Consider the following 25,809-nt stretch of genomic DNA (forward strand, 5'->3'; position numbering starts at 1 on the left):
CCTCCGGTCCGCACTCAGTGGTGCAGGTCGCTGTTGTTGAGGACGCAGGTCGAGGCGAGGGCCGCCAGGGCGGCGACGTTGCGCAGGTCGCCACGCTGGTGGATCGCCCCGTGGAACAGCTCGGCGTAGTGGAAGTGACGGATGAGGTGCCGGTACTGGCCGAGGTCGAGGCGGTAGAGGCCGGGAAGGCGGTTGGCCCAGGCGACGGTGATGGCGTGATCGACCAGGGCGCCGGCGGCGTGGACCTGGGCGGGGGGCAGGCTGTGGCCGACGACCTGGGAGACGACGGCGGGCAGGTGGTGCTCGGGGACGTAGGCGAGCTGGTCGCGGAGCGGGGCGGACAGGTCGGGGCTCGGGCTGTGGGTCATGACCGGGGGGGTGTTCCTTCGGGAGGGGCCCGGCCGCCGGGGCGGCCGGGCCGGGAGGGGAGAAGTTCAGGAGTTGAGCTGCGGGTCGTTGAGCAGCGCGACCGCGATGTCCGCGACGACCTCGCCGATCCGCTCGTAGTCGGCCCGGATCGCAAGGGCGTGCCGGTACAGGTCCGCGTAGTAGCGGTCGCGGACGAGGTCGTGGAACTGGCGGAACGTCAGCGCGCCAAAGGAGTCGGGCCGGATGCCCCAGCCCACGGAGATGGCGTGCTCGACCATGCAGAAGCCGTTGGAGACGAGGCCCGCACTGATGCAGTCGGCGGAGTCGATGGCGTCAAGGATGGCGAAGAGGTGGTGCTCGGGGCCTCGGATCTCGGCGATGCCAACGGAGAGGTCGGGGCCGATCTCGATGCTCATGGTGTGCTCCTGTCGGTGTACTGGTCTGGTTGGTGGGTCGGTGAAGTGAGCTGGTCGGTCTAGGTGTTCAGGCCGGAGAGGGCGGCCGGACGGGACCAGGAGTTGAGCTGCGGGTCCTCGGCCAGCGCGGAGGTGATTCGCTCGGCGAGGTCGCCGATCTGGTCGAAGTCGGCGCCGATCGAGATGGCGTGGCGGAAGAGGTCGCCGAAGTAGCGGGCACGCACCAGGTCGCGGAACTGGTGGTAGGTGAGGGCCTGGTTGTCGGCGTGGCGCATCACCCAGGCGACGGTGCTGGCGGTGGCGACCATGTTGAAGGCGTTGTTGATGACGGCGGGGATGGGGTCGGCGTCGTTCAGCGTGTTGATGACGGTGTCGATGTGGCTCTCGGGGCAGCGCATCTCGATGATCGAGAAGTTGAGGGAGTCGATGGCGGCGACGGTCATGGGATGTTCCTCCGGTTGGGGTGGGCGGCCCGGCCGGGGTGGCCTGGCCGCCGGCGGGGCGGTCAGGCCGTGAGGTAGTCGAGGACGGCAAGGGAGAAGCCTCGGGGCAGTGCGCCGGGCCCGGCGTCGGCGCTGGTGGCGTAGTTCTCGGCGATGTCGAGGGCGTCGAGGACGGCGGTGTCCCGGCCGGGCCGAGCCATGAGCCGGCCGACGGAGTCGAGGGTGAGGGCGGCGGCGGAGAGGGTGAGGCGGTGGATGTCCTGCTCGGCGCGGGCCGCGCGGGAGCGGGCGACGCTGGCGTAGTGGCGGGCTTCGGCGGCGGCAGCGGCGGTCAGGGCGTTCACGGCGATTCCTCCCTCTTCGGGTTGGGGCCTCCCCCTTTCCCTCTTGATTTAGATTCTATACTCATCATGAATGGGGGTCCACTTCGGCGGGAAGTTCTCAACCGGTGGACGCCGAGCGTTTCCGCAGGTCAGGACATCGGAAGGGCAACAACGAGGGCGGTCGCGTTGTCTGCGTGCTCGTCTCCCGGGCCTCGCAGGCTGGCCGTCCGGGCCCGCTCGACCGCGTCGCTGACCAGCACCCCCGCCGCGGACTTCGCCGGGTACAGGTCGAGGACCGTCGCCGGGTAAGCGCCGAACCCTCCGGCCAGCCGCCCGCCGGCTTCCTCCAGCGGCTGGTAGGCGCCGTCGCTGCACAGCAGGATCCGGTCAACGCGGTCCCGGCTGACCGTCCGCTCGCCGATCTCCCCGTAGCCGAGGTCCGACAACAGGCTGTGGTGGTCGTGGGGACCCACGGGCAGGTTCCGGGACCTCTTCTTCTGCGCCAGGTTGTGGTCGGTGGTCAGCAGCTCACCCAGGCCGGTCGGGCTGATCGCGTAGGCGCGGGAGTCGCCCGCCCAGCCGACGCGCAGGCCCGTCCACGCGGGGTGCCAGGTCACGACGACGGCCGTCGTGCCCGCTACCCAGCTGCCGGTGCTCTCCATCCAGTCCGGCACCGCGTCCCGCCCGAGCCTGATCGCGTGCCCGGGCGAGCCGGTGGCCGCCGCCGAGCGGGCCAGGAACGGTGCGAAGTGCTGGACGAATTCGGCGACCTCCCCATCGTCCCCGATACCGTCGCAGACCACGAACGCCCAGACCCCGCTGGCCCGGTCCCGGTGGACGGCGAAGGCGTCGCACTGCTCACTGCGCAGGCCCCGCGACTGCGCCGCGGAGACGACCGGGCCGCCCGGGTGCACCCACTGGGTGGAGTCGGCGAGGCCGGACAGCCGGGTGATCTCGCCCCGGGCGAGATCCCGATAGGTGCCGTCGGCTCGGCGTCGGCCGGTGACGAACACGGAGCCCCGGAAGAGCGGGGCCCGTCCGCCGCCGGCGAGGCCCGTCCACAGCTGCTGGGCATAGCGGTTGCTCTCCTGCTCGAACGGCCCGTTGCCGTGGTGCAGGATGTACCGGCCGATCGGCAGCGAGGAGTAGCCGGGGCCGAGGTTCGAGTCCAGCACGGACTGTTCGGCCGACGTGTGAACGACCAGCGGGCGGCCCACCAGGCCGCCGAGTTCGTCCTGCGTCCCGTCCGGATCCAGGACGAAGGCCAAGGTCTTGATCATGTCTTTCAACTCTCCTGTCGTTGATGGGTGTTCAGGTCAGGGTGATCAGTGCCTCGTGGGCGTAGACGCAGTCCTCGCAGCACAGCTCGTCGAAGACCCAGCCGACGAAGTCACCGGGTTCGACGGTGAACCCGCAACGGGCGCAGGTGATGTCGTACTGGGCGACGAGCACGACCTCACCCTGTTCCGGCCAGGCGGGCTTCCGTACGGTTCACTCGTGACCCCTTCGGTGCAGCTCGGGCCGTGCCTGCTCGCGGTGGTCGTAGACCTCGTGCCACGGGCGCGTCAGGGTGACGACAGCCCGGGAGTCCGCGATCAGCGCCATGCCGGCGAGCCCGTCGATCACGGTCCGGGCGAGGTCCTGGCGCGCCTCCACCGGGGGGATCGTGTGCCAGTCGGCGTGGAAGGCGGGGTTCGCGCGCCAGGTGATCCAGTCGGCCGCCGGGCACTCGACGTTCCAGCGTGTGCCGATGTCGACCGCGCCGAGCAGGTCCTGTTCCTCGGTCCAGCCGGGCAGGGCGTATAGGTCAGCCGGACAGCCGTCCTCGCCGAGGTGCGGGATACTGCAGGCCGCGTCGCTCAGGTACCAGCAGGCATCGCGGGCAGCGTCCGCAGGGTCGCTGCCCGCAGCCTCGGACCACCGATCCGCATGCAGGCTGACGCGCAGGTCGATGCGGATCTTCACGGCCGGAGCGGGCTGGAGAACTCGGTGCGCAGCGCCCCGATGAACTTCTCGATGATCTGGCGTTCCCTGGCGCCCAGGTCGGTGGGCCACCCGTGATCGTCGGCCGCGCCGAAGAACAGGACAGGTCCCCGGAGGTTGCGGCCAGGGCCGCCCGGCAGGATCTCGGTGATGAGCGTGGCGTAGTGATTGACCGGCTGGTCGGCGCCGTGCCGGAGGACCGCGAGGCTGAGGACAGGTACTCCGTGGACGCATGCGGCCAGGCGGATGTACTCGACTTCGCCTTCGAGGATCTGGGCGGCTGCGGTCCGGCGCTGTGGGCGGCCGGTCGGGAGGTTTACCCGCAGGGCGGTTCCCGTGGGCCCGACGAGCAGGGCGTTGGACTCGGCCGCGGTGAACTCGTGCGGCTGGTCGGGCAGGGCCCTGCCTGCGGGGTCGTCGTCGGCCCGTACTGTGCAGCTGCCCTCCGGCCCGGTGACGAGCACAGTCCCGAGTCGGCCTTCGTACTCTCCTGCCGTGATCTGGATTCGTCGGTCTGCGGGCACTGCGGTGGTGGGCATGTCGGCCTCCCTGCCTGGTGGTGGTGCGGGTGTCGGAATGGCCGCCCGGGGGCCGCGTGGTGCGGCCCCCGGGCTGGGCGGGATTCAGGAGACCGGCGGGCACCAGGCGTCGATCACATCGAAGAGGGCCCGGTGCACCTGGCCTGCGGCCTGCCCGGCCGGGAAGGTCCCGGTCACGGTGTCCAGGTGGGCCTTGCGGGCGTCCAGGAGGATGAAGTCGACGCGGATGTGGCCCTGCTCCGGGGCGTCGACGAAGGCAATCTTGACGATTCGGTCGTCCTCCGGGGTGACATCCACGAAGACGGAGTTGAGGACCGCGCGGGCCTGGATGCCCGGGTTGTGGATCAGCTCGGCGGTGGCGGTGGCGACGGCGGCGTACATGGGGTTTCCCTTCTTGAGTGGGGGCGTCTCCCCCACCTCTTACTTAGATTCTATACTCATTGAGAGGGGGTGTCCACTCTCCCGAGACCATCAACTCCCGCACAAGCAGGCGACTTGGACCCCCTCACACCCCCGACTAGAAGCGGGGCCGCACGGCGGCCGAACTTCATGGCGATGACGCCGGAAGGGCAACCCTGGCGCCGGCCGGGCGCAATGGCGCGCACAATCCGCCAGGGCGGGCTGGCCGCCCGGGGGCCGCGTAGTGCGACCCCCGGACTGGGCGGGGTTCAGGAGACCGGCGGGTACCGGGCGTCGATCACGTCGAAGAGGGCCCCGTAGGCGCCACCCTCGGCCTGATCGGCCGGGAAGGTCCCGGTCACGGTGTCCAGGTGGACCTTGCGGGCATCCAGGAGGATGAAGTCGACACGGATACAACCCTGCTGGCCACCGGGGGTGAAGGTGATCTCCACCGTGCGGTCGTCCTCCGGAGTGACCTCCACGAACACGGAGTCGAGGACGGCCACGGCCTGGATGCCCGGGTTGTAGATGCGAGCGGCGACGGTGGTGGCGAGGCTGGCGTACGTGGGATTTCCCTTCTCAGATGGGGGCGTCTCCCCCTGCCTTACCTTCTAGATTCTATACTCTCCCGGAGTCGGCGTCCAACTCCGAGTCCATCAACTCGGCTTTAGCCCAGCCAAGTTGGCCACCCAGTTGCACGGCCAGTGGGCGCCGACTCTGCGGCATCACGCATCCAACCCGCCACTTCTGGGGGCGGACTCCTGCCGGAGTCCGCCCCAGAAGTGGCGATCGATCACCGTCGACAGGAGCCCCCACAGGATCCGGCCGACTCAACGGAGTTGGTCGTTGCATGACGAATTCCAAGGGGCGCGGGCCAGCTGACACCGGCAAGGGCGCGGCGGTACTGCTCCGGCAGGTCGACCACCGGGTGGCCGAGCCAGTCCCGGCCCATGTGCGCGAGGATGCAGGCGTCGGCCTTGTCGTAGCGTCCGGCGCCGTCGCACTCCAGGCCGTACCGCTCGGCGACGGCGTCGCGGACCATGCCCTTGGCGACGCGGGCACGCACCGTCTTCGGGTGCTCCTTGGCGGGGTTGGCGACGCCACAGGCGTAGATCGTCCGCTGCACGGGCGGGACCTGCGCGTAGGGGATGCGTCGGCGCCACAGCTCCTGGGTGACCATCCACCACAGTCCGGCGAGTTCGTGGTGCCCGGCCTGCGCGCCGTGTCCGTACGCTGCGCCTTCCACCACGACCAGGTCGGCGTGGCGGACCCGGTCGGTGATCGCTTCGAGGTGCCAGTCCAGGCGGGCGTGGCCGCGCATGCCGGTCTTGGGGCGCAGGGCGTCCGCCCAGTCCGGTCCGGCGACGCCGGTGGAGGTGAGGGACAGGTCGAGGCCGATGACCAGGGGGACGGGGCCCCTGGTCGTGTTGGTGGTGCTCATCGGTTTCCTTCGGGTGGCCACCCACGGCCGCCCCATCCGGGCCGCGGGTGTGTCTGCTGGTGGGTCGGGTTGAGGTCGTGGGCCCGCATCGTTCCCGGCGTTCGCCGGGTGCCAGCACGGTGCGGGCCCGCGACGGCGGGTCAGCGGTTGTTCAGTTGCTCCAGGAACTCGCCGAGTTCGGCGAGGCTGCGGATCGGATCGTGGTGGCCGCCCTCGGCGCAGGGCCGGTGCAGGTCGAACGTGATGGTGTCGCCCTCTTCGTCGGTCGCCCATCGCAGGTACCAGCCCGGGGTGCCGTGGAGAGGGGCCCGGGCGGCGTAGAGCTCGCCGGGGTCGGTGAAGGTGTGCTCCCAGCTCAGCAACGCGGCGGGGTCGGCGCCGAGAACGTTCGAGGCGTGGCTGTGGGCGTAGCGTTCGGCGTCGGCGGCGGAAGTCCGGTTGTCGTGGCGCTGCTCGGTCCGCTCTGCGGCGAGGGCGTGGGCCGCCATGTCGGCGAGTGTCGGGTCGTGCGGCAAGGTGAAGGTTCTCCGTTCAGGGGGTCGGGAGGTGGGCGGCGGCAGCCAGTGGCTCGGGGAGCGCGCTCGGGCGGCGGGCGCAGGCCGTTCAGGCTGCGAAGGCAAGGGTCAGCTGTCCCTCCGTCTCGGCGGGCTGCTGCTCGGCGGCGGCCTCGGCGGCCTCTCGGCACGCCTCGCACTTCTGCTCACCGACGTCGTGGTGCTTGTCGACGCCGGCGGTGGTGCCGCAGGTGTCGCGGGCCTTCCCGGGCAGCGGCAGGTCCTCCTCGTCCACGCCGTCGGCGGTGGCGATGACCTCGCCGTCGAGCCAGATCCTGCCTCCGCACACGCCGTCGAACTTCCGCGCGTGGGGTGCGACCTGGCTGATGCACTGGGCGCGGTGCGGGCAGGGCGTGCAGTTCGGCAGCGCCGGCTCGCAGATTTCCGTGAGGCCGCCCTTCGTCTTCCACGTCCCCTCGGGGGGGCTGTAGCGGGGGTCGCGGAAGCAGGCGGGCATGAACAGGTCGGTGTCGGGCAGGGCGGTGAACACAGGTCGGGGGCTTTCTCGGTGGTGGCCGTCCGCGCCCCGGTCGGGACGCGGACGGCGAAGGAGGTGGTGGTCAGGAGGTGGGGCGCCGGGGCGGCAACGGGGCCGGGGGGTCGGTCACAGGACGGCCAGCAGTTGGCGGCCGATCCAGCGGGCGACGTTCACGCTGACGGCGTTGCCTGCCTGCATGGTCTGTTCCGCGCCGTTGCCGAGCACGATGTAGCTGTCCGGGAACCGCTGCCCGGCGAGCTGCTCCTTCGGCTTCAGCATCCTGAACCAGCAGTCGGCGATGGACTCCTCGGTGACGACGATCGCCGCCGACTGCTTGGTGGACAGGGTGTGGAAGGGCATCCCGGCGTGCTTGGGCGCGGCCTTGCGGTACGGGACGACCAGGGTGTTGCGGTCGCGGGGGTCGATGCGGCCGCCGGGCAGGACCAGGCCGTGGTGGTTGCCCTGCGCGGTGACGGCGGCCAGCGGGCTGTGCACGCTGGACGCGGTGGAGTGGTTGCGGTACTCCACGACGAACGGCGACGGCGGGGTGAGCAGTGCTTCGGACTCGCGGGTGGTGCGGGTGCGCATCGGCTGGCCGACCGGGTATGGGGTGGTGTTCCACGAGCCGCCGGTGGGGACAAGGAGGGCTTCGCCCTGTTTGGTGGAACGGGTGGGCATCGGCCGCTCGTGCAGGGCGTAGGCGCGGTCTCCGCCGTTCTTGCCGTGGGTGAGGGTCACGGAGTACGGGACGTGGGGGAACAGGGCCATGCCGGCGCGGATGCGGTCCATGGTGGTGTCGGCCAGCGGCTTTCGGCGTGACCCGATGCGCTTGCCGAGGTCGGTCCAGTCGATCGCGGCCGAGGCGGGGCGGACGAACGGCTCGACGAGCGCCCGGTTGCATCGGGAGTTGGGGCACCGGTAGTCGTACTTGACGCCGTACTTGCCGATGGTCACCGCCGGGTCGCGCCACGTCTGCACGGCGTTGACGTGCTCGCCGCACTCGAAGCAGAACGCGGCGGGTGACGGGGTGAGGTTGGGCTTGCGCATGCCGCGGCGGGTGAACGTCACGTAGATCCGGTCCCGCCACTGCGGGGCGTGGAGGTTGTCGGCGTCTCCGATGTGGGCCGAACTGACCGATGTGACTCGGTAGTTGTAGCCGAGGGCCTGCATGGCTGCGATCCACGTCGGGAACAACACCCAGTCGGTGGCGAACTCGGTGACGTTCTCGACGACGATCGCCCGGTACTTGTGCACTTCGGCGGCTCGCACGACGCACCAGGCCGTGACCCTGGTCTTCTCGAAGGCCGCGTCGGGGAGGGTCTTGAACTCGTCGTCGCCTTCGAGAAGTTCGAAGGTCCGGTTTTCGCGGGGCCGCCCTCCGGCGGGGCTGATCTCCGTGCAGATGACGCTGGCCCACAGCACGTCGGCCTTCGGGAGGTAGCGCATCGGCAGGGCGCTGACGTCGATCCGCAGGTGGTCGGCCTTGGGGTGGTTGGCGGCGTGGGTCTCCAGGGCGAGCGCCCAGTGGTTGACGCCTAGGACGAGTTCGAGCCCGGCTTCGCCCAACCCGGTGCTGGAGCCGCCGGCGCCGCAGAGGAAGTCGATGAACTTGACGGACACGGTGGCTCCCCTCAGCTCTCGTTGCGGCCGGACAGGGGGCGGGAGGGCGGGGGCGCCTGACTGCCGGGGGCGGCGCCCGGCTCCAGGGGCTCGCTGTCATCCTCGCCGGAGGGGCTGAGGTGGTAGGTGACGGCCACGATGGCGTCGGCGGCGTCCGGGTTGTCGAAGATGAGCCGGTCGTGGATGTTCTCCAGCGAGACCACGGCGTCGCGGATGCGCTCGCGCAGGAGCGTGACCTCGTCCGCCGGCGGTAGCTGGGCCCGGACGGCGGCGGGCGTGACGCGACTGGCGGCGTCCTGACTGTCGGCCGTATTGAACAGCTCGCCGCGGTAGGGCTCTATCGCCTTCGCCCAGTGGTCGGGGCCCATGACGATCTCGATGTCGCCGACAACGGCACTGGCGGGCCGGGTTCCGTGGAGGGCCCGGTGGGCGAGCCGGGCGAGGAGGTCGTCGTCGGAGGGTGCGGGTTCGGCGTTGTGGTGCTCGGTCATCGGAAGTCCAAGAGGTCAGGTCGGACACTTGAAGTGTCCCCAGGCAGGTTGAGGGTGTGGGTCAGTAGACGCGGATGCCGGTGTGGTCGACGGACCGGCGGAGGAACGCCAGCCACGGAGCCCAGTCGCTGTAGGTGGATTCAATATCGGCTCGCCGTCCGGCCGGGGCCGCGTCGTAGGTGGCGAGCGCCGCCGTGATCTCCGCCGGTGCGATCAGCCAGCCGTCGTTGCCGTCGACCTTGTAGTGCGGGATGCCTCTGATCTCCGCTTCGGTGGCGCTCATCCTCGCGTCGTAGGCGGCCTGGACGGCGGCGAGGTCGGCTTCCTTGCCCGGCACGACCTGGTCCGGTCCGGCGAAGTCGTCGCGGGTGAGGCCGAAGGTGCTGAGCAGCACGTGGTCGGGCACCGGCGGATCGGTGAGCATCCCGAAGTCCCTCATGGCGGTTCGGATCGCCGCCATCCCTCCATTGCTGAACGACTGCCAGCAGGTGCGGTCGTCGGTGCCGTCGGTCGTCTCGATGTTGAGCTGGAAGCCCATCAGGTTCGTCTCCGTTGGGGGGCGGGTTGCCGTTGCGGCCCGCCGGTTGGTCGTGGTGGTCAGTGGCTGCGGATGCCGGCGAGGTCGCCTGCGAGGTGGAGGAAGCCGATCCATCCGTCCCAGTCGTCGATGCGGGCGCTGGTCGCGGCGCGGTCGTCGTGCGGGGCCCGCTGGTAGGTGTCGAGGGCGGCGGTGATCTCGGGCGGGGTGATCAGCCAGCCCTCGCCGGTGGCGAGCTTGTGCCGGGGGATGCCGGTGGGCTCGGCCGTCCCCGCTTCACGGAGGGCTTCGACGAGGGCCTTGGTGGCGGAGTCGTCCACGGGGTCGCCCCTGCGGAAGGCGCTGTCGACGGCGGTCTCGGCGAGGCGCAGCACGTCCAGGTCCTGGATCATGCCGAAGCCGTCCATGGCCCGCAGGACTGCCGCGTGGGTGAAGTGGTCGAGGAAGTAGGTGGCGGAGTGCTCGCCGTCGAGGTGGTAGGCCCTGCCCATCAGGTGGCGCCTTTCGTGTGCGTGGTGGAGGTCTGTCGGGGTGGCCCAGGCCCACGAACGCGGGCCGGGGCGTGGTGGCTGTTCGCCGGGTTCAGGACTTGGTGCGGGTCTGCCGGACGGACCTGGGGATGCGGACGACGGTCCAGAGGGCGTACACGGCGCCCAGCAGCGCGAGGGCGGCGAGTGCGAGGGCGGCTGCTTCTACGGCGTTCATTCGGTCTCTTCCGGGGTCGCGGTGTAGGTGGCGGTCGTGGTGTCCAGGTCGGCGTGGCCGAGCCGGTCGGCCGCCCGGCGGCGGGGCCCGGCAGGGGACAGCAGGGGCCGTAGCTCCGGAGGGGAGGCCCACAGGAAGTCCGAGAGGCGCCGCAGGGCCGGGTGCGGGTCGTCGGGCTGCGCTGCGGGGGTGCTGTCAGGCATGCCGGCTGGCCTTCCGGGCCGGGCAGTCGCGGGCGGTGTAGAAGCGGACCATGGCGATGTAGAGGCCCTTCGCGTCGCCGATCCGGTGGAGATACTCGATGCCCTCGCGCAGGCGCAGTTCGTCCTCCTTCGTCTCGGGGTGAGCGAAGGGGCAGTAGCAGCGGACGCCGAGGCTGTGGTCGCCGGGGATCAGCTCGGCGAGGGTGACCTGCACGACGACGAGGCGGTCTCCGTCGGCCAGAACGTAGCGCGGCCAGTCGCGGCTGGCGTGGTGCTGGATGATGTCGCCGGGGAAGCTCTCGGCGATCTCGGCGGCCCGCTGCGCGGCCTCCGTCACGGAGTCGAGGGGCCGGGTCGGGGCGTAGGCGGCGGGGCCATACTCGTGGACGGTGGTCACGGTGACGACGGCGGAGTGGGTGACCGGCTCGGGGAGCATGCCGCGGCTGGCGAGGAACGCATCGATGGCGACGAGGAGCGGGGCGAGGAACGCCCCGTGCGGCGCGTCGGGCCCGATGGGCGTGGAGTCGTAGACGACGTGCTCGACGGTCGGGTTGTCGTCGCTCTCCCGGATGACCAGCCACTCGGTGGTGCCGTCGATGTGGCTGGGGAGTCCGCCTGCTTCGGCGCCGGGGCCGATCGACAGGTGCGTGCCGTCGGGCAGCGCCGCGTGGATGAGGTTGCTGCCTCCGCAGCCGTCGATGTCGGTGACGAGGCCCCGGCGGCGCAGCGGGGTGATCAGGGGCTCGTAGATGGCGTAGAGGGCGAGCCAGGCGGGGTCGGTGACGCGGTCGTGGTCGGGCGTGGGTGCGAGTGGCACGGGGTTCTCCAAGAGGTCGTCGGGCGGTGGTACTGGTGGCCGTGTGGGTCAGGTGAGGCGCAGGAGGCGGCGCAGCAGGTGGCTGCGGCGGGTGCGGGGGTCGGGCATGGCGGGCGGGGGCGGGAGGTAGCGGGCGAGGACGGCGAGCAGGGGGTCGGGGTCGGTTCCGAGGTGGTGGTAGCGGCCGAGGAGGGTCGAGTCGTAGAGGGGGGTGTAGTGGCCGGTGGGAAGGATCCGGGCGGCCTTCCAACCGGTGGCGCCGCTGGGCTTGCGGGCGGTGGCTCCGCCGACGCCGTCGTCGGTGATGTCGAGGAGGGAGCCGTCGGGGAGGTGGAGGAGGAGGCTGGCGTGTTGGCGGCGGCTGGCGATGTGGAAGGTGACGCCGCGGTGGCGGGCGAGTTCGGTGATCGGGCTGTACGAGGGGGCGAGGACGGGGGTGTCGGGCAGCGTCACGGCTAATCTCCAGTAGCCGGGGACTCGTGAATGAGTCCCCATGCAAGTCGCAGCCGGGGGGATGCGCTCCCCCCGGCCATGGGGGGTCAGGCGGCCTGATCGGCGGCGTGCCGGTCGGCCCAGGCGGTGAGGGCGTCGGCCATGGCGCGCATGTTGTAGGCGACGACCCGGGCGTTCCCGATGTCGAAGCGGTTCGGCTCGGCCGGGAAGTCGTAGCGGCCGAGCCCGAGGGAGGCGACGAACTGGTCGACCCTCCAGGACAGTTCGGCGGCAGGACTGTCCGCCGCATCCTTGTCGACTGCGCCCTTCACGCGGCTGGCCAGGTCGGCGATCTCGTCGAGGTCGCGGTCCACACCCTCATCCTCGATGCGCTCGACGGCGATGGCGCGGACGAGCGGGTCGAGGATGCTCGTGTAGTCGAGGGCGTAGGTCCAGCGACCCTTCGAGTCCTTGGCGGTGGTGAGCGTGGGCAGCATCCCGTTTCCTTTCCTGACCGAGGGGGCCTCCCCCCTCCCTTCATGTCTCTATTCTATACTCATTCGCGGGAGTGGCACAACACCTGACCTCCCGTTACCTACTCGTTATATCGGCTTCGTTGGCGGGCTCCACGCGCCACCTCCATCGCCTTCGCCCGCGCGCTCTGGACATCGTCCGGCCGCTCCCTGGCCAGCTGCCGCTGCGCCTCGCCGTCCCGCAGGTAGTCCGCGAACCGTGCCTGCTCGGCGCGACGCGCTTCCTCCTGACGGCGCTTCTCCTCGGCCTCCCGGGCCACCCGCGCGCTGGTCCCGCACGCCCGGCAGTTCTTCGCCACCCGCTTGTGCCGAGGGCACGCACGCCCCGCCTTCCCCTGGAGTGGTGAGGCTTCCCCTGCGGCGTCAGCCGTGGGGGGTAGGGGGGCAGGAAGGTCAGAGGTAGGAACAGAAGGAAAAGAAGGGGTTCCCCCGGGGGAACTGACTGGGTTCCCTTGGGGGAACTGACTGGGTTCCCCCTGGGTAACCCGGGACGGGTCCGGTGGTGGGTCGCCCTGGGGGAACCCATCAGCCTCGGCGGCCCGCGCCTCCCTCCTCTCGACGTCCATGTAGGTGCGCGCCGGGGCCACCGGCTTGGCGCGGGCGACACCCGGCCGGGCGAGCCGGGGGTTGCGCGGCGTTGTGGAGGCCGCCTTGCGCCGCTCGTGCAGCTCATCCGCGTGCGGCAGTGTCGGCAGCACCAGCGGGAACACCCGGTACACCGCCGTCCGGCCGATCTTGCCGACCTCGATCCGCTCCACCAGCCCCTTCTTCACCAGTTGGGTGACGAGCGTGATGGTGCGCTTCTCGCTGATCCCGGTCCAGGCCGTCAGCCGGTGCAGGCCCGGCCGCGAGATGCGGGTCTCGTCGTCGGCGCTGTCACATATCTTCATCAGCGCCAGCTTCTCCGTCGGCGTGACCATGTCCGGCGGCAGGTAGGCCGCGATGAGCATCAGGTGAATCGACATGCGGGCCTTCCCCCTCGGTGGCGCGGTGCGGTGCGATGGCGAGTCCTGCTCACTCCGGGGCCGCCCGGACGTCGATCCGGCGGGACGCCTTCTTGGTGACCGTGCGCAGCGGCACGGCGATGCCAGCGGTGACGAGGGCCTTCACCATCCGGTCCGTGTCCGGGACGGTGGGGATCGGCGCGTCAAGGCTGTCGAAGATTTCGATCATGGCCCGGATGTCGGGCTCCTCCGTGCGCTTGTCCTCGCCCTGCCAGTGCAGGACGTTGCGGCCGTACGGGCCTGCCTTCGCGCCGTCGACGGCCTTGCGCACGAACTTCTTGACTCGGTCCGCGTCCGCCCACTCGCGGTGGGCGTTGACGTAGTCCGCCAGGTGCATGGCCACGTCGGCGTCGTCGTGGACGATGTTGGCCTGCACCGGCCGCCCGTCCGCCGGCTGGCCCCAGCAGGCCGTGGCGAACGGGCAGAAGTCGCACTGGGCGTCGATGCCGGGCCCGAGAAACGTGCGGGGCGCTTCCTCGGGGTGCGCGGTGTCGGCGATCCGCTCCAGCCACCACACGGCCTCTTCGGCGATCTCCGGGTCGTACGGGACCTCCTGGATGTGCTCGGCGCCGTCGTCGCGGCAGATGAACCGCAGCCGGATCCGCTCGACCCGCAGCGGACCGAGGCGGGCCAGGACCCGCTGGCCGTCGTCGTCGGAGAACCCTCCGGTCATCAGCAGCCGGGCGTACGTCATGACCTGGCGCAGCTCACCGGCGGTCGCCCCGTACCGCAGCACCTCGTCCCAGCGGTAGATGGTGCGCGTCTTGATGTCCTCAACGGTGATCACATCGGCGGGCACCCTGGGACGCAGGCGGCGCGGCAGCTGCCGGGCGGTGACACGGTCGAGCTGGACCACGTCGATGCTGCCGCGGATCGCCGCGTCAGCGACCTTCTTCTCCACCAGCCAACCGAACTCCCTGCGGGCGGCGGTCGTCAGGCCCTCGTGGATGTAGGTGCCGAGCATCGCGGCAGGGCTGACGACGTGATCGGTACGCGCCCAGCCGTGGTAGATGTACGCGGCCCGGCGCTCGCACACGAGGTCAGACGCGCCGAGCTGGCGCTGCCGGGACCGGGGCCGGGCCTGGTCGGCGGCGTCGGCCGCGACCCAGATGGACGGCGACTCGGGCCGTTCCAGAACGGGGGTGGACATGGGTGTACTGCTCCAAGAGGTCAAGGGGCAGGGCGAGGCGTCGGGGCCTCGCCCCGGAGAGGGGAAGGCTCTACCGCAGGCCCGCAGGGGGCGGCGGGCAGTCGCAGCCGCCGACGCAGTCGCAGCGGGCATGGCAGGCCGCGCCGTGGCACAGGGGTGCCGGGCGGAAGTTGCTGATCATGGCTTGTACGGGCGGGTCCGGGCCGCCCTGTTCGGGGCGGCCCGGCCTTGCTCCGCTACGCGGCGGCAGGCGCCGGCGCCGGGGTCGGCGGGTCGCCGAGGACTTCGGCGTCGGCTTCGGCCTGCTGCGCCTCGGCGGCGGCACGCAGCCGGGCGGCGTCGCTGTCCGAGGCGTCGTCCATGCCCGGCTTGGGCGCCGCGAGTTGAGCGGCGCGAGCCCTGACCGCGCTACGCACGGTGTTCCACTCCGGTTCGGTCAGGCCCGTCGCCTCCCACGCGTCCAGCTCGGTCCACAGGGCCAGGCAGGCGTCGCGGTCGGTGGCCTCGGCGATGCGCTTCATCCACGGACCCGTGCGGTCGCCTACCAGTTCGGGCATGTCGCGGGGCTGCGAGTCGATGGAGCAGCCGAGCATGTCGAAGATCAGCTTCTCGAAGGAGAAGTCCGGCAGCGGCTTGGGGCTGCCACTCTCGACCCGGAAGCGCAGCGTGCGGGCCTTGACCAGCTCGGTGGGCTTGTCGCGGCGCATCCGCACCCACACCGTGCTGTCGAAGCCGGTGTCCTTCTGGGTGCTGACCCTCCACTCCTTCACGGCCTTGCCTCGGACGACGAGCGGCTGCCCGTTGCCGTCCGTGGCGGATATTTCCTTGCCCCGGGCCAGCATGATCGCGATGCCCGGCATGGTCTGGAGCATGTAGATGATCTTCGCCCACCGTTCGACGCTGTCGTTCCAGTGGTGGCGGCCGATGTCAATGATCGCGTCGGGGTTCTCGGCGAGCTTGGCGCGGTTGCGGTCGCTGCGCTTGGCCCGCTCGTACGTCCAGTTGGACAGCATCCGCCACAGCGCCGAGCCGGAGTCCATGACGAACACGACGGGCTTCTCCCGGCGGGCGGCGGCCAGACGGGCCTCCCACCACACCGCTTCGACCTGCTCGGCGATCGACTGGTAGGAGCCGTCGTGGACGATCACCTCGAAGTCGGCGCCGGGGATGCCGGCGTACTCGTCGGCGGAGCCTTCCGCGAGGTCCATGACGTACATCTGGCCGACATGCTCGGACTTGCTGAACTCGATGGCCTGGTAGGACTTTCCGGCGCCCTCCTCGCCCTCGGCGAGGATGAAGGGCCAGGGCACGACGCCAGTTGGCTTACGGGACTTGAGCTTCGGTGGCACGGTGACTTCTCCAAGAGGTCGTGGTGGTGCTCAGTCCGTGCGCAGGGCGCGGACTTCGATGTGTGGGGCCCACTCGGGGTGGCGTTCGATGAGCAGGCGGGCGTATCGGCTGCGGAAGTCGTTGTTGAGCCGGAAGTCGTCGGCACTGAGGGTGGCGCGGCCGTAGCTGTAGCGGACGAGCTCGAAGAGCATGCCGAGGCTGATCTTCGAGAAGCGCGCTTCGATGCACTCGGCGGTCAGCCGCTCCAGTTCGGCGAGCACCCACGGGTTGAGGTCGTGGAACTGCTCGAACCGCTCCTGGATCGTGCCGTGCCGGGGCTCTTGCGGGCCGGGCAGGACGACTCGGCGGACGGCTTCCAGGCCGGGCAGGTGGTCCTGCGTGACGGCAAGCACGTGCTCTCTCCCCTCGACGTGATGGGGATACTACGAAGATTCCCCATACAAGTCGAATCCCTTGCCGACACCCCCTCACGGGGAGTCGGCGGGATGCCGCCCTCGACGCCTCAGCGCGGCGGAGGTTGCACCGTCATGAACACCTCCAGTCTCAACCGGAGAGCCCGTCGCCCTCCTCGTATCTATATTCTATACTCTATCGTGGGGATGGTCAACTCTTCTTCGAGACACCCCGGGTCAGGATCACCGATCCGGGCCCGGTGTAAGTGCCCTCGCGCAGGCTCCTCGCCACCTCTTCGTCGATGACCACCGGCTTGGCCTTCGGAACGTCGTTCATCCGGGCCGCCCCCTCAAGGGCGTTGTCCAGCAGCCACAGCGGGGAGCCGGACAGCTTCCAGTCCGGCGCGGGGAACGTCCCCGTCTTGACCGCGTGGTCCAGCCTCGGCAGGCCGTGCATCGCGTCCTCGCCGACGATCATGGCGACGAACTCCTGCTTGCCGACGACCGGCGGCAGGTCCGCCAGATGCACGGCCAGGGCCGACACCAGGCTCCGCCCCGGCGACTGCGTCTGCACCAGCTCCTCGACGACCGCCATGTTCGGCTCCTTCGGCCGCGCGAACCGCTCGCCGAGCCCGACCGCGAACTGCAACGTCCAGTAGGCCCGGCCGCTGATGATCTTCGCTTCCTCGTAGTCCAGCTGTCCCCGCTGGATCCACTGCGCCGTGTTGCGCGCCGGCCCGTCGTAGATCGCCGAGAGCTCCTGCCCGCCCACGATCACTGGCTTCCGTACAGTGCCACCCACTGCGTCACTCCCTAACACTCGCCGATGCGCGAGTATTAAGTCTATGCGGCAGGGGCTTGGGATCCAGGCGCCGAAATTCTGGTGCTAGAGTCGAAGGTCCAAGAGGTCGGGCCCCCATTTCCATACGGAACGGGGGCCCAACTTGTGTCCGGGGCAGTACGGTCTTGCGACCCCTAATCCGTAGTGAAGGCGGTTTCAGGTGCCCTGGTTGGGCCGATCTGAACTGTCTGGCGTGACGGACACCTGTGCGACCCCCGGGCCATCTAGTCCTTCCGAAAGAGCGGTGCCGTCACGGTGGTGGGTTTCGCGGTGGTCGCGTGGGCGCCGGACTGATGCCTGGTCTCAGCGCGACCTGCGAGGTCTAGGGACAGAGCGGCGCGATCCGACGCCTTCGGGCCGCCGCGAAGCCCGCCGGTGATCGTGTTCCCGTGGTTCGTGGTGCGAGCCCGTTCCAGGGATGACCTCTTCGTGATCCGCGAGCCGTCGAGCTCTGGCACAGATCGGGGCCCCTGGGGCGCGCTGGTGTCATGAACGGCTACTGAGATGGCGGACCGAAGAGTCCTGGGATTAGGGCGCCGCATGACCCGCACAGGCTCGTGACCTGCGAAAACAGTCAACGTTGGGAGAGTCCGTTGAAGATCTTCTGCGGCATCGACTGGGCCGAAGCGCATCACGACGTCGCCCTGGTCGACGAGACCGGCGAACTGCTGGCCAAGCGCCGGATCACCGACGACGCGGCCGGCTACCGGCTGCTGATGGACCTGCTCGCCGAACACGGCGATACCGAGGCCGAGCCGATCCCGGTGGCGATCGAGACCAACCGCGGCCTGCTGGTCGCCGTTCTGCGCACCGGCACCCGGAAGGTGTTCGCGATCAACCCGCTGGCCGCAGCCCGCTACCGCGACCGCCACGGCGTGTCCCGCAAGAAGTCCGACCCGGGCGACGCCCTGGTGCTGGCGAACATCCTGCGCACCGACCTGCCCATGCACCGGCCCCTGCCCGCCGACTCCGACCAGGGCCGGACCGTCACCGTGCTGGCCCGCGCCCAGCAGGATGCCGTGTGGAACCGGCAGATGCTCGGCAACCAGATCCGCTCGCTCCTGCGCGAGTACTACCCCGCCGCACTGGAAGCCTTCCAGACCAAGGCCGGCGGACTGGCCCGCCCCGACGCCCGTGCCGTGCTCACCGCCGCACCGACCCCGGGCCGGGCGGCGAAGCTCACCCTGGCCCAACTGCGGGCCGCGCTCAAGCGCGCCGGCCGCCAGCGCGGCATCGACGCCGAGGCCGAACGCCTTCGCGACATCTTCCGGGTCGAGCATGCTCGCCACCCCGACCGGGTGGAGGACGCGTTCGGGCACCAGCTGCTCGCGCTGTTGAAGCAGTTCGACGCGGCCTGCCAAGCAGGTGACGATCTCGCCGAGGCGGTCGAGGCGGCCTTCCGTGAGCACCCGGACGCGGCCATCTACCTGAGTTTCCCCGGCCTGGGTGTTCAGCTGGCCGCGCGGGTCCTGGCGGAGATCGGCGACGACCCGGCGCGCTTCGCCGACGCCCGCGGGCTGAAGGCTTACGCCGGGTCCGCACCGATCACCCGGGCCTCGGGGAAGAAGAGCTACGTCGGGCGGCGGATGGTGAAGAACAACCGGCTTCATCACGCCGGGTTCCTCTGGGCCTTCTCCTCGCTCCAGGCGTCACCGGGCGCCGACGCGCACTACCGCCACCGACGCGGCCACGGGGACTGGCACGCCGGCGCCCAGCGCAACCTCCTGAACCGGCTGCTGGGACAGCTCCACCACTGCCTGCGCCACCGGGTTCTGTTCGATGAGGGCCAGGCATTCGCGGTTGCTGACACGCCGCGGGTGGAGGTTGCCGCTTGACGACGGGCCCCGAGGCGGGTGGTCGGCCGCCCTGCGCATGCTGACGGCCCGTCACGTACCGGCGGGGATTGTGCTCCGTGCCGTCGCGGGGCGGCGCTGTCCTGCGCTCGCGCTGCGGCTCCGCCGCACATGGGTGCGGCGGAGCCGTAACGGACGGTGACGGTACTGGGGCCGGTCAGAGGCCGTTGGTGTACAGCAGCAGGTTGGGGGTGCCCTTGGAGACGTTCGTCAGGACGTCCGTGGTGGCGTTGTCTTGGAGCCATTCGGCGATGTCTTCGGGGGTGGCGTTGGGGTGTGCGGCGAGGTAGAGCGCGACGACGCCGACGACGTGCGGGGCAGCCATGGAGGTGCCGCTGTCAGCCTTGCTGCCGCCGCCGAGCTTGGCGGAGACGATCTCCTCACCCGGCGCGTAGAGGTCCACGCACGGCCCCAAGTTGGTGAAGGCGGTCTCCTCGTCCCACTTGTTGCTAGCGGCGACGGTGATGACCCGCGACGCGGAGGCGGGGGAGACGAAGCAGGCGTCCTTGGAGGAGTTGCCCGCGGCGAGGATGGGCAGGACCCCGGCGTCGGTGAGGGCGTCGGCGGCCTTGTTGAGCGCCTCGCTCACGTCGCCGCCGAGGGAGATGTTGGCGACGGCGGGCTTCTTGGCGTTGGCGGCCAGCCATTCGAAGCCCGCGATGAGCCGCTCGTACGAGCCGGTGCCGTCGCAGCCCAGGACGCGGACACTGCCGAGGTTCACCTTGCGGGCGATGCCGTAGGTCTTGCCGCCGATGGTGCCGGCGATGTGGGTGCCGTGGCCGTTGCAGTCGACGCCGTCCTGCCCGTCGCCGACCACGTCGGTGCCCGAGGTGGCGCGGCCCTCGAACTCCTCATGGGCGTACTCGATGCCGGTGCCGATGACGTAGGCGGTGACACCGGCCCCGTCGCCCTCGACGGTGAAGGACTCGTCCAGCGGCAGTTTCTTCTGGTCGATGCGGTCCAAGCCCCAGCTCGACGCCGCTTCCCGCTTCGTGGTGGCGGAGGCGGGGACGGCCTTGGGGATGCTGGCGCGGCCGTCCTCCTCGACGGCCTCCACACCGGGCAGGGCCCGCACCATGCGCAACTGGTGGGCGTCCAGGCGGGCGGAGAACCCGTTGAGGACGGTGCGGTAGGTGTGCAGCGGCTCGACACCCTTGACCTTGGCCGCGGTTGCGGCCGGGTCCAGGCCCTGGCGGACGGTGACGATGTACTGGCCGGGTACGGCCTGCACGGCCCGCTGGAGCGGGGCAGCTGCGGCCCGGCCGGCGGTCCCTTCGGCTACCGCCCCTTGCGCGGTGGCCAGGGGGATGAGCAGTAGGAGGGCGGCGGACGCGCAGCGCGCGGACAGTCGCATGGGTGCTCCGTTCACGAGGGCTGTCCCGGGGGCTGGGCAGCCCCGCGCACGACAGTCACCTGGTATGTCGTCCACCGACGGCCTGGCCTTGAGTCCCGGCGGGTGCGGCCGTACGGGTGGACTTGTGCGGCAGGCACGTACGCGACGGCGCCGCATCGGTGCCGGCGCCGCGCACCGTGGCCCCATGAGACCTGCCGCCGGTGCCGCCACGGCCCTCGCCCTGATCACCATCGCCTTGGGAGCCCCGCCGGCCCACGCCACCCGAACCATCCGCTCCGAGCCGGCCGGTTCGGACACCGTTCGCGAGCAGGTGGCACCCGGTGTGGAGTATCAGGCGTTCACTCTCGCCACCCCTCGCGGCACCACCCGCGTCCACGTCGTCACCGCCCACCTCGACCACCCCCAGGTCAGTGCCGGCCTCCTGCACCCCGGCACGGTGGCGGCCCGGCTGCCGGTCTCGCGGATGGCCCAGGACGCGGGCGCGGTCGCCGCGGTCAACGGCGACTTCTTCAACATCAGCGAGGAGCAGCATCCCGGGGTGCAGGCGACCGGCGCGCCGTGCGGGCCGGTGGTCCTTGGCGGGCTGGCGGTGAAGGGGGCGGTGCCCACCGCACAGCGTTTCGGCTGGGCGATGCCTGCCGGTGGCAGCGTGGAGGACGTGCTGGGGGTGGGGCTGGACGGCAGGGCCCGCACCGGCCGCCTGGCACTGCACGGCCGCATCCGCACACCCCGCGGAGTGCGCGAGCTCGGCGGGCTCAATCAGTACGCCCTCCCCCTCGGTTCGGTCGGCGTCTTCACCGCCCGCTGGGGCCAGGTGTCGCGGGCCCGGGCGGCGTGCGGCAGCGACACCCGCCGGGCCGACCCCTGCACCACGGACACCTACGAAGTCACCATCCACCAGGGCCGGGTGACGGCCGTCTCCGACACCCCCGGCAGCGGGACCATCCCGCCCGGTGACACCGTCCTGCTCGGCCGCGAAGCCGGAGCCGACTATCTGCGGGAACTCATCTCCGGAGCCCCCGTCGACGTCGACTACCACCTCGACGCCGGCCACACCCCACCCTTCGCCTTCGCCCTGGGCGCCCACCCCCTGCTCCACGACCAGGAGCCGCTGCCCAGCCTGGACGACGTCACCGCCGAGCCCCGCACGGCCGCCGGCATCGCCGACGGCGGACGGACCCTGCACCTGCTGGCCACCGACGGCCGAGGCGGCGCCTCTACCGGGCTCACCCTGCGCGAACTGGCCCAGTTCCTGCGCTCGCTGGGCAGCGACGAAGGCTCCTACCTGGACGGCGGAGGATCATCCACTCTCACCACTGCCACCGCCGGCCACGTCAGTGTCCGCAACGCGCTGGACCGCCAGCAGGAACGCCCCGTCCCCAACGGCATCGCCATCGCCACCCGCCCTCAGTCATCCGGGCCCCGGCCCTGACGACGTACCGGCATACCTGCGCCACGGGTTTGCATTGGTGGCCGCCGGGCCGAGGCCGCTTAGCGATCCGTCAAGACCGCCCATCGATTTCTCGACTTGACGGCCTATCTCGCTGAGATGTCTTTCGGCTCGCCCCCGGGGGCGGGAGGCCGGTTACTCGTGGGCGGCGCGCCCCTGTGAGCGCGGCCAAGCGGATCACCGAGCAGCGATCCACCCGGCCGTCCAGGTCACTGCGGCAGGGCGGCCTTCCCGCCCGGGTACGCCGGCGGCTTCGCATAGCCGAGCAGCCAGCCCCAGCGCGGTGACACGAAGTGCTCCGCGAGCCGGAACAGCGCGTAGTACGCGAAGGAGACGACCGGCACCAGCACCCCGGCGAGGGCCACAGGGTCGAGGTCAAGGCCGTACCGGGCGGCGAGAGCGACGAGCCAGCCCACCAGGGCGGGCACACCGGTGCGCACGAGCGAGGCGTAGAGGTTCACGGAACTCCGTTCGTTAGCAGGGGTGTTGGTCAGGACCACAGTCGGCTCCAGGTGGCCGGGCCCGGCAGTCCGTCCGTGTCCGAGCCGGACCAGCCCTGGGCGCGCTGGAACGCGGCGACGTTGAGCCGGTCGGCTTCGCCCCAGGAGCGGGACGGCCCGACCTTGTAGGCGCCGCCGAAGCCCCGGCGAACGAGCTGCTGGCCGAGCTGGAGGATCGAGTCGTTCTCCTTCCCCAGCCCGAAGGCGTCCCGGCCGGGGAACGCCGGCGGGCCGGTCGGCTGCGGCGGGGTCGGCCGGTTGCCGAGGAGGGCGGCGACGCGGGCCCGGAACTCGCCCATGTCGACGCCGCGGGGGTCCGGCTTGCCCGCCTGCCACTCCTTGTGGCCGATGACGGACCGCTCGGTCCAGCCGTGCGCCCGGCAGATCGCGGCAGCTGTACGGACCATCGCCTCAACCTGCACGTTCGGCCACGCCTCCGACCCGGTTCCGCTGTTGATGCACTCGAAGCCGTAGAAGCGGGCGTTGCCATCGGTGTTGGCCTGGTCGGCCGGGGGCAAATTCCGCTCGGCGACGACGGCGGCGAGCACGTCACCGTCCCCGGCGCCGGCGTGGTTGGTGCGGCCGTAGCCGACGAGGTGCACGCCGCCGTCGCGGTCGATGACGCCGTGGCACAGCGGGCCGGGCAGCCCGGCGTAGCCGTCCCGGCAGATCTGCACGGAGGCGTCGGTGCCGGTCGTGGCGGTGTGGTGGATCACGATGCCGTGGACCGGCCCCCACTGCCCCTTGTGGTTGCGGTTGTGGGTGCGCCAGTTCCCTACTTCGTTGACGGAAAGTCCCTCGCCCCGCAGGGCGTTGAGGAAGCCGTCGGCGCTCAGTGGTGTAGCCACAGGATGGTTCGCGTTTCTCCCCCGCGCACCATGGTCATGTACTGCTTGTCCGGCCGGTCGTATCTGACCGGACTAGGTGTGGCCGCCCTTCGAGAGCAGCCACAGCTGGAGCGCGGCGGCGACGAGCGGAGCGATGAACGCGCCGATCATCCACCGCCGGGTGGCGGTCGCGGCGTTTTCGGCGGCCTGTCGGGCACGGACCTCGGTTGTGAGATCTCGTTCCACGACGGCGAGCCGTTGGTCTACCAGCCGTTGGTCCGACTGGTAGACGTCTTTGGTCACCGCCTGCTCGATGCGCCCGGCCAGGACCTGAAGATCACCGCGCAGGTCCTCCCGAAGCCCGGCGATGCCGTCGCGCTGGTCCTCGCGGAGCTGGAGGAGAGCACGCTGAAGCTCCCACAGGGTGGGCTCGGCGGTCGGCGGGACGGTCAACGGGACGCTCCTGAGCGGCGCCCCCGCACCGACCATCATCCTAAGGCCACAGAGTGACGGTCCCAGATGGGATGCTGTGCGGCAGTGAGCGGTGTGGAATCCCCTGCCAGCAGATCGGCTAGCTCACGTCGTCCCGTCGGGGTGCACCGGGTACACCGCGTCCAGCAGGCCGTGGACGAAGCGGTCCAGGTCGTCCAGGCCGGCGACGGCGAGGGTGGCCGGGCCAGCGTCGAGAAGGTGAGGAAGTGCTGCGTGCAGGGCGAGGGTGACAGCGGCAGCACGCTGGGGGGTGACGGGTAGGCCGGCGGCGCGTTGAGCCCACTCGAAACCGGCGAAGTCGGCGGCGGCGATCGGGTCAAGGATGGCCGACAGCCAGGGCTTGCGGGCGGCCTCCGCCTGCAGTTCGAGGTAGGCGAGCATCCGAGTGCGGCCCGGCCCGGCCACGTTCGCCAGCAGCGCCCGGATCAGGGCCACCAGGCCCTCGCGGTCGCTGGGTCCTGCACCATCGGCGCCCAGCTCCGCGGCGAGCTCACGGTACAACTCGGCGCACCTCTCGGCCACTGCGCCCAGGAGAGCGTCGCGGGTCGGAAAGTAGTTCTTCGTGCTGCCCTGCGGCACCCCGGCGGCCATGTCAACGGCCCGGTGCGTCAGTCCGCGCCCGCCCTGCTCGGCCAATACCGCGGCAGCCGCGTCGCGCAGTTGATCACGCCGACCCTGATTCATCGTCAAGTCTCCTCACCTATCCCCCGCTTGAATGTATCACCCCACCTGTGGTACCACAGGTGGGGTGGAGTCGCCGGGCTGAAATTCCATGAATCAGGGGAGGGAGCATGGGGCTGTGTAGCGAAGCGAAAGTTCGCTTTTTTGTCTGCCAGGCCGACCGCCCATGCGCGCCACTGCGGTCCGTTGCGTCGCGCAGCCGCACGCAGCCGTTTCACTGTCCGTGCTCTACGTGGATCCACCACCGATGTCGGGGGATTGATGGATGCTTCACGGTGTAAGACCGCTTCTCGCCTGCTGGCGGCCCTTCCCCTTTCATTCCTGCTGCTCCTGCCGTCGCTGGTGTCGGCCGACCCGGCCGCAGCGGCCACGCCGCAGGAGGTCTGTGCGGCGCAGTACGCTGCCGCCCAGGCCGCCAAGGCTCGGATCGCGGCCCACAACGCCCGGCCGCACCAGTTCGTCGTGCCGCGGGACCAGGCGGCCGCCGATGCCTACGACGCTGAGGCGAAGGACCTGACGGCCACGCAGGACAAGGCAGTCGCTGCCTACATGTCGTGCTTCAACGCGATGATGGCCCTGGCCGACGCAGCTGGCACCGGCGATCTCAACTTCAAGGAGCCCACCCCTGGCAAGCGCGCGGAGATCGAGCGGGGAAAGCAGCGCCTGGGCTCCGGGTGGACGCCGCTGCCGCCGCCCCGCAGCGGGGCGAACTGGCAAGTGCCGAAGAACTCGCCCCTCCGCCCGCTGTTCGACGCTGTTCGCAAGGACAATCCGGGATCCGTTCCCTATACGTACTTCAAGGGCGGCACGAAGCTGACGGCCGGTGCACCGGATCCGGCCTATCCCCGCTCCTCCGGCAGGCTCATCGAAGCAAGTCGGAACGGCCGCCTGAAGATCAGCGCGGACCACATCGTTCCGTTGTCGGAGCTCGTCCAGATGCCCGGGTTCACCAAGTTGTCTGCCGACTACATGTTCATCATCACCCGCGCGCCAATCAACTTCCAATGGTTGTCGGCTGCTTCAAACCTGTCGAAACAATCGAGGAGTGCGGCGTACGTAACGGGAGCGGACCTGCGGTGGATCAACAGCCAGGTAGCTCTGGAGCAGGACGTTCGCGGCAAACTCCAGACAGCCATCGATCAGCTGTTGAAGATCCAGGGGAACTGACGTGCTGCCATCGATCACGGCTCGGGAAGAACCGTCGCAAGGGAGCGAGGAATGACCGCGAGTCCCGTTCAAGGCCCAGGGAGGGCGGGGCGGTTCATCCTTGGCGCAGTCGCACTCCTCACTGTCGCGGGAGGCATCGGCGGGTACGCATACGTTCAGCACGAGCACAGCGATCCGGTACGGATCCAGCGAGTGGTCGAGCAGTTCGCCACAGCGGTCGACCAGGCCGACGTGGCGAAGACCGTCAGTCTGCTCTGCCCGGAAGAGGCCAACGCCATCGCCGACAGCGACATCCCACCTGACAGCAGCCAACTGGCCACGACCACGCAGCCCATCAAGGTCTTCAACATACAAGTCCAGGGCAACGTCGCCACTGCCCGGGTAACCAGGCCCGGGGTGTCCGCAACCCTTCTCCTGCGTAGAGATGCCGGCACGTGGAAGGTCTGCGACCCGGCGGGCTGATT

The 25,809-nt window shown here is 70.4% G+C and carries 36 protein-coding genes; 4 read left to right on the forward strand and 32 right to left on the reverse strand.

Annotated features, from left to right (window positions below; all coding sequences use genetic code 11):
- Nucleotides 1–14 precede the first annotated feature (14 nt).
- The 27 genes from SM793_RS08330 to SM793_RS08460 form a co-directional block, all read right to left on the reverse strand.
- A complete protein-coding gene (locus SM793_RS08330) occupies nucleotides 15–368 on the reverse strand; it encodes a hypothetical protein (protein ID WP_320437412.1) in 354 nt (117 codons plus the stop codon).
- Between the two features lie 66 nt (nucleotides 369–434).
- Complete coding sequence (locus tag SM793_RS08335; protein WP_320437413.1) at nucleotides 435–785, reverse strand: hypothetical protein; 351 nt, start codon at nucleotides 783–785, stop codon at nucleotides 435–437.
- A 59-nt stretch (nucleotides 786–844) separates the two neighbouring features.
- Entirely contained in the window at nucleotides 845–1,228 is a 384-nt protein-coding gene (locus SM793_RS08340; RefSeq protein WP_320437414.1) for a hypothetical protein, read from the reverse strand.
- Nucleotides 1,229–1,290: 62 nt separating this feature from the next.
- Complete coding sequence (locus SM793_RS08345; RefSeq protein ID WP_320437415.1) at nucleotides 1,291–1,572, reverse strand: hypothetical protein; 282 nt, start codon at nucleotides 1,570–1,572, stop codon at nucleotides 1,291–1,293.
- A gap of 128 nt (nucleotides 1,573–1,700) precedes the next feature.
- Complete coding sequence (locus SM793_RS08350) at nucleotides 1,701–2,831, reverse strand: hypothetical protein (RefSeq protein ID WP_320437416.1); 1,131 nt, start codon at nucleotides 2,829–2,831, stop codon at nucleotides 1,701–1,703.
- Between the two features lie 31 nt (nucleotides 2,832–2,862).
- Nucleotides 2,863–3,003 (reverse strand): hypothetical protein, encoded by a 141-nt coding sequence (locus SM793_RS08355; protein WP_320437417.1) that lies wholly within the window; start codon nucleotides 3,001–3,003, stop codon nucleotides 2,863–2,865.
- Nucleotides 3,004–3,042: 39 nt separating this feature from the next.
- Nucleotides 3,043–3,516 carry a hypothetical protein gene (locus SM793_RS08360; protein WP_320437418.1) on the reverse strand — a complete coding sequence of 158 codons (474 nt, stop codon included), beginning with the start codon at nucleotides 3,514–3,516 and terminating at the stop codon, nucleotides 3,043–3,045.
- Nucleotides 3,513–4,073: a hypothetical protein gene (locus SM793_RS08365; RefSeq protein ID WP_320437419.1), complete on the reverse strand. Its 561-nt coding sequence runs from the start codon at nucleotides 4,071–4,073 to the stop codon at nucleotides 3,513–3,515. Before SM793_RS08365 ends, SM793_RS08360 begins: the two co-directional genes overlap by 4 nt.
- A gap of 84 nt (nucleotides 4,074–4,157) precedes the next feature.
- The gene (locus SM793_RS08370; RefSeq protein WP_320437420.1) at nucleotides 4,158–4,454 is read right to left on the reverse strand and encodes a hypothetical protein; all 297 of its coding nucleotides are present in this window, start codon (nucleotides 4,452–4,454) and stop codon (nucleotides 4,158–4,160) included.
- 287 nt (nucleotides 4,455–4,741) lie between these two features.
- The gene (locus tag SM793_RS08375; RefSeq protein WP_320437421.1) at nucleotides 4,742–4,978 is read right to left on the reverse strand and encodes a hypothetical protein; all 237 of its coding nucleotides are present in this window, start codon (nucleotides 4,976–4,978) and stop codon (nucleotides 4,742–4,744) included.
- A gap of 287 nt (nucleotides 4,979–5,265) precedes the next feature.
- Entirely contained in the window at nucleotides 5,266–5,913 is a 648-nt protein-coding gene (locus tag SM793_RS08380; RefSeq protein WP_320437422.1) for a hypothetical protein, read from the reverse strand.
- Nucleotides 5,914–6,053: 140 nt separating this feature from the next.
- Nucleotides 6,054–6,401 (reverse strand): hypothetical protein, encoded by a 348-nt coding sequence (locus SM793_RS08385; protein WP_320437423.1) that lies wholly within the window; start codon nucleotides 6,399–6,401, stop codon nucleotides 6,054–6,056.
- Between the two features lie 115 nt (nucleotides 6,402–6,516).
- Nucleotides 6,517–6,957, reverse strand: a complete 441-nt coding sequence (locus SM793_RS08390; protein ID WP_320437424.1) for a hypothetical protein — start codon at nucleotides 6,955–6,957, stop codon at nucleotides 6,517–6,519.
- Nucleotides 6,958–7,071: 114 nt separating this feature from the next.
- Nucleotides 7,072–8,565 (reverse strand): DNA cytosine methyltransferase, encoded by a 1,494-nt coding sequence (locus SM793_RS08395; RefSeq protein ID WP_320437425.1) that lies wholly within the window; start codon nucleotides 8,563–8,565, stop codon nucleotides 7,072–7,074.
- A gap of 11 nt (nucleotides 8,566–8,576) precedes the next feature.
- The gene (locus SM793_RS08400) at nucleotides 8,577–9,056 is read right to left on the reverse strand and encodes a hypothetical protein (RefSeq protein ID WP_320437426.1); all 480 of its coding nucleotides are present in this window, start codon (nucleotides 9,054–9,056) and stop codon (nucleotides 8,577–8,579) included.
- 61 nt (nucleotides 9,057–9,117) lie between these two features.
- Complete coding sequence (locus SM793_RS08405) at nucleotides 9,118–9,594, reverse strand: hypothetical protein (RefSeq protein WP_320437427.1); 477 nt, start codon at nucleotides 9,592–9,594, stop codon at nucleotides 9,118–9,120.
- A gap of 59 nt (nucleotides 9,595–9,653) precedes the next feature.
- Nucleotides 9,654–10,085, reverse strand: a complete 432-nt coding sequence (locus SM793_RS08410; RefSeq protein WP_320437428.1) for a hypothetical protein — start codon at nucleotides 10,083–10,085, stop codon at nucleotides 9,654–9,656.
- Between the two features lie 91 nt (nucleotides 10,086–10,176).
- Nucleotides 10,177–10,299 carry a hypothetical protein gene (locus SM793_RS08415; protein ID WP_320437429.1) on the reverse strand — a complete coding sequence of 41 codons (123 nt, stop codon included), beginning with the start codon at nucleotides 10,297–10,299 and terminating at the stop codon, nucleotides 10,177–10,179.
- The gene (locus SM793_RS08420) at nucleotides 10,296–10,502 is read right to left on the reverse strand and encodes a hypothetical protein (RefSeq protein ID WP_320437430.1); all 207 of its coding nucleotides are present in this window, start codon (nucleotides 10,500–10,502) and stop codon (nucleotides 10,296–10,298) included. The genes SM793_RS08415 and SM793_RS08420 overlap by 4 nt, the downstream gene beginning before the upstream one ends.
- The gene (locus SM793_RS08425; protein ID WP_320437431.1) at nucleotides 10,495–11,319 is read right to left on the reverse strand and encodes a hypothetical protein; all 825 of its coding nucleotides are present in this window, start codon (nucleotides 11,317–11,319) and stop codon (nucleotides 10,495–10,497) included. Before SM793_RS08425 ends, SM793_RS08420 begins: the two co-directional genes overlap by 8 nt.
- A 48-nt stretch (nucleotides 11,320–11,367) precedes the next feature.
- Nucleotides 11,368–11,772 carry a hypothetical protein gene (locus tag SM793_RS08430; RefSeq protein ID WP_320437432.1) on the reverse strand — a complete coding sequence of 135 codons (405 nt, stop codon included), beginning with the start codon at nucleotides 11,770–11,772 and terminating at the stop codon, nucleotides 11,368–11,370.
- A gap of 86 nt (nucleotides 11,773–11,858) precedes the next feature.
- Nucleotides 11,859–12,248, reverse strand: coding sequence for a hypothetical protein (locus SM793_RS08435; RefSeq protein ID WP_320437433.1), 390 nt, complete (start codon nucleotides 12,246–12,248; stop codon nucleotides 11,859–11,861).
- 98 nt (nucleotides 12,249–12,346) lie between these two features.
- Nucleotides 12,347–13,249 (reverse strand): helix-turn-helix domain-containing protein, encoded by a 903-nt coding sequence (locus SM793_RS08440; RefSeq protein WP_320437434.1) that lies wholly within the window; start codon nucleotides 13,247–13,249, stop codon nucleotides 12,347–12,349.
- A gap of 49 nt (nucleotides 13,250–13,298) precedes the next feature.
- Nucleotides 13,299–14,438: a hypothetical protein gene (locus SM793_RS08445; protein ID WP_320437435.1), complete on the reverse strand. Its 1,140-nt coding sequence runs from the start codon at nucleotides 14,436–14,438 to the stop codon at nucleotides 13,299–13,301.
- A gap of 236 nt (nucleotides 14,439–14,674) precedes the next feature.
- On the reverse strand, nucleotides 14,675–15,748 hold the full coding sequence (locus SM793_RS08450) for an AAA family ATPase (RefSeq protein ID WP_320437436.1): 1,074 nt from the start codon (nucleotides 15,746–15,748) through the stop codon (nucleotides 14,675–14,677).
- A 69-nt stretch (nucleotides 15,749–15,817) separates the two neighbouring features.
- Nucleotides 15,818–16,180 (reverse strand): hypothetical protein, encoded by a 363-nt coding sequence (locus SM793_RS08455; protein ID WP_320437437.1) that lies wholly within the window; start codon nucleotides 16,178–16,180, stop codon nucleotides 15,818–15,820.
- A 211-nt stretch (nucleotides 16,181–16,391) separates the two neighbouring features.
- Nucleotides 16,392–16,952, reverse strand: coding sequence for a hypothetical protein (locus tag SM793_RS08460; RefSeq protein ID WP_320437438.1), 561 nt, complete (start codon nucleotides 16,950–16,952; stop codon nucleotides 16,392–16,394).
- Between the two features lie 626 nt (nucleotides 16,953–17,578).
- On the opposite strand from SM793_RS08460, the gene SM793_RS08465 reads away from it, so the two are divergent.
- Nucleotides 17,579–18,856 (forward strand): IS110 family transposase, encoded by a 1,278-nt coding sequence (locus SM793_RS08465; protein WP_320437439.1) that lies wholly within the window; start codon nucleotides 17,579–17,581, stop codon nucleotides 18,854–18,856.
- A gap of 175 nt (nucleotides 18,857–19,031) precedes the next feature.
- Here the strand turns inward: SM793_RS08465 and SM793_RS08470 are convergent, their stop codons facing one another.
- A complete protein-coding gene (locus SM793_RS08470) occupies nucleotides 19,032–20,228 on the reverse strand; it encodes a S8 family peptidase (protein WP_320437440.1) in 1,197 nt (398 codons plus the stop codon).
- A 184-nt stretch (nucleotides 20,229–20,412) separates the two neighbouring features.
- Between SM793_RS08470 and SM793_RS08475 the strand changes: the two genes are divergently transcribed.
- Nucleotides 20,413–21,660, forward strand: coding sequence for a phosphodiester glycosidase family protein (locus tag SM793_RS08475; RefSeq protein WP_320437441.1), 1,248 nt, complete (start codon nucleotides 20,413–20,415; stop codon nucleotides 21,658–21,660).
- A gap of 227 nt (nucleotides 21,661–21,887) precedes the next feature.
- On the opposite strand, the gene SM793_RS08480 is transcribed toward SM793_RS08475, so the two are convergent.
- The 4 genes from SM793_RS08480 to SM793_RS08495 all read right to left on the reverse strand — a co-directional run bounded on the left by SM793_RS08480 (nucleotide 21,888) and on the right by SM793_RS08495 (nucleotide 24,181).
- Entirely contained in the window at nucleotides 21,888–22,139 is a 252-nt protein-coding gene (locus SM793_RS08480; RefSeq protein ID WP_320437442.1) for a hypothetical protein, read from the reverse strand.
- A 29-nt stretch (nucleotides 22,140–22,168) separates the two neighbouring features.
- Nucleotides 22,169–23,026, reverse strand: coding sequence for a peptidoglycan-binding protein (locus tag SM793_RS08485; RefSeq protein ID WP_320437443.1), 858 nt, complete (start codon nucleotides 23,024–23,026; stop codon nucleotides 22,169–22,171).
- 72 nt (nucleotides 23,027–23,098) lie between these two features.
- Nucleotides 23,099–23,458 carry a hypothetical protein gene (locus SM793_RS08490; RefSeq protein WP_320437444.1) on the reverse strand — a complete coding sequence of 120 codons (360 nt, stop codon included), beginning with the start codon at nucleotides 23,456–23,458 and terminating at the stop codon, nucleotides 23,099–23,101.
- 123 nt (nucleotides 23,459–23,581) lie between these two features.
- Nucleotides 23,582–24,181, reverse strand: a complete 600-nt coding sequence (locus SM793_RS08495) for a TetR/AcrR family transcriptional regulator (RefSeq protein WP_320437445.1) — start codon at nucleotides 24,179–24,181, stop codon at nucleotides 23,582–23,584.
- A 258-nt stretch (nucleotides 24,182–24,439) separates the two neighbouring features.
- Between SM793_RS08495 and SM793_RS08500 the strand changes: the two genes are divergently transcribed.
- The gene (locus tag SM793_RS08500) at nucleotides 24,440–25,345 is read left to right on the forward strand and encodes a hypothetical protein (protein WP_320437446.1); all 906 of its coding nucleotides are present in this window, start codon (nucleotides 24,440–24,442) and stop codon (nucleotides 25,343–25,345) included.
- A 192-nt stretch (nucleotides 25,346–25,537) separates the two neighbouring features.
- Nucleotides 25,538–25,807 carry a hypothetical protein gene (locus tag SM793_RS08505; RefSeq protein ID WP_320437447.1) on the forward strand — a complete coding sequence of 90 codons (270 nt, stop codon included), beginning with the start codon at nucleotides 25,538–25,540 and terminating at the stop codon, nucleotides 25,805–25,807.
- Nucleotides 25,808–25,809: the final 2 nt, after the last annotated feature.

The organism is Kitasatospora purpeofusca (assembly GCF_034043715.1).
In the GTDB taxonomy this organism is placed as follows: domain Bacteria; phylum Actinomycetota; class Actinomycetes; order Streptomycetales; family Streptomycetaceae; genus Kitasatospora; species Kitasatospora purpeofusca_A.

Excerpts from the sequence above, each read along its gene's own strand:
- SM793_RS08330 (WP_320437412.1), bottom strand. The coding sequence starts at position 368 with ATGACCCACAGCCCGAGCCCCGACCTGTCCGCCCCGCTCCGCGACCAG.
- SM793_RS08335 (WP_320437413.1), bottom strand. The coding sequence starts at position 785 with ATGAGCATCGAGATCGGCCCCGACCTCTCCGTTGGCATCGCCGAGATC.
- SM793_RS08340 (WP_320437414.1), bottom strand. The coding sequence starts at position 1,228 with ATGACCGTCGCCGCCATCGACTCCCTCAACTTCTCGATCATCGAGATG.
- SM793_RS08350 (WP_320437416.1), bottom strand. The coding sequence starts at position 2,831 with ATGATCAAGACCTTGGCCTTCGTCCTGGATCCGGACGGGACGCAGGAC.
- SM793_RS08365 (WP_320437419.1), bottom strand. The coding sequence starts at position 4,073 with ATGCCCACCACCGCAGTGCCCGCAGACCGACGAATCCAGATCACGGCA.
- SM793_RS08370 (WP_320437420.1), bottom strand. The coding sequence starts at position 4,454 with ATGTACGCCGCCGTCGCCACCGCCACCGCCGAGCTGATCCACAACCCG.
- SM793_RS08380 (WP_320437422.1), bottom strand. The coding sequence starts at position 5,913 with ATGAGCACCACCAACACGACCAGGGGCCCCGTCCCCCTGGTCATCGGC.
- SM793_RS08385 (WP_320437423.1), bottom strand. The coding sequence starts at position 6,401 with ATGGCGGCCCACGCCCTCGCCGCAGAGCGGACCGAGCAGCGCCACGAC.
- SM793_RS08400 (WP_320437426.1), bottom strand. The coding sequence starts at position 9,056 with ATGACCGAGCACCACAACGCCGAACCCGCACCCTCCGACGACGACCTC.
- SM793_RS08405 (WP_320437427.1), bottom strand. The coding sequence starts at position 9,594 with ATGGGCTTCCAGCTCAACATCGAGACGACCGACGGCACCGACGACCGC.
- SM793_RS08410 (WP_320437428.1), bottom strand. The coding sequence starts at position 10,085 with ATGGGCAGGGCCTACCACCTCGACGGCGAGCACTCCGCCACCTACTTC.
- SM793_RS08415 (WP_320437429.1), bottom strand. The coding sequence starts at position 10,299 with ATGAACGCCGTAGAAGCAGCCGCCCTCGCACTCGCCGCCCTCGCGCTG.
- SM793_RS08420 (WP_320437430.1), bottom strand. The coding sequence starts at position 10,502 with ATGCCTGACAGCACCCCCGCAGCGCAGCCCGACGACCCGCACCCGGCC.
- SM793_RS08435 (WP_320437433.1), bottom strand. The coding sequence starts at position 12,248 with ATGCTGCCCACGCTCACCACCGCCAAGGACTCGAAGGGTCGCTGGACC.
- SM793_RS08440 (WP_320437434.1), bottom strand. The coding sequence starts at position 13,249 with ATGTCGATTCACCTGATGCTCATCGCGGCCTACCTGCCGCCGGACATG.
- SM793_RS08445 (WP_320437435.1), bottom strand. The coding sequence starts at position 14,438 with ATGTCCACCCCCGTTCTGGAACGGCCCGAGTCGCCGTCCATCTGGGTC.
- SM793_RS08470 (WP_320437440.1), bottom strand. The coding sequence starts at position 20,228 with ATGCGACTGTCCGCGCGCTGCGCGTCCGCCGCCCTCCTACTGCTCATC.
- SM793_RS08475 (WP_320437441.1), top strand. The coding sequence starts at position 20,413 with ATGAGACCTGCCGCCGGTGCCGCCACGGCCCTCGCCCTGATCACCATC.
- SM793_RS08495 (WP_320437445.1), bottom strand. The coding sequence starts at position 24,181 with ATGAATCAGGGTCGGCGTGATCAACTGCGCGACGCGGCTGCCGCGGTA.
- SM793_RS08500 (WP_320437446.1), top strand. The coding sequence starts at position 24,440 with ATGGATGCTTCACGGTGTAAGACCGCTTCTCGCCTGCTGGCGGCCCTT.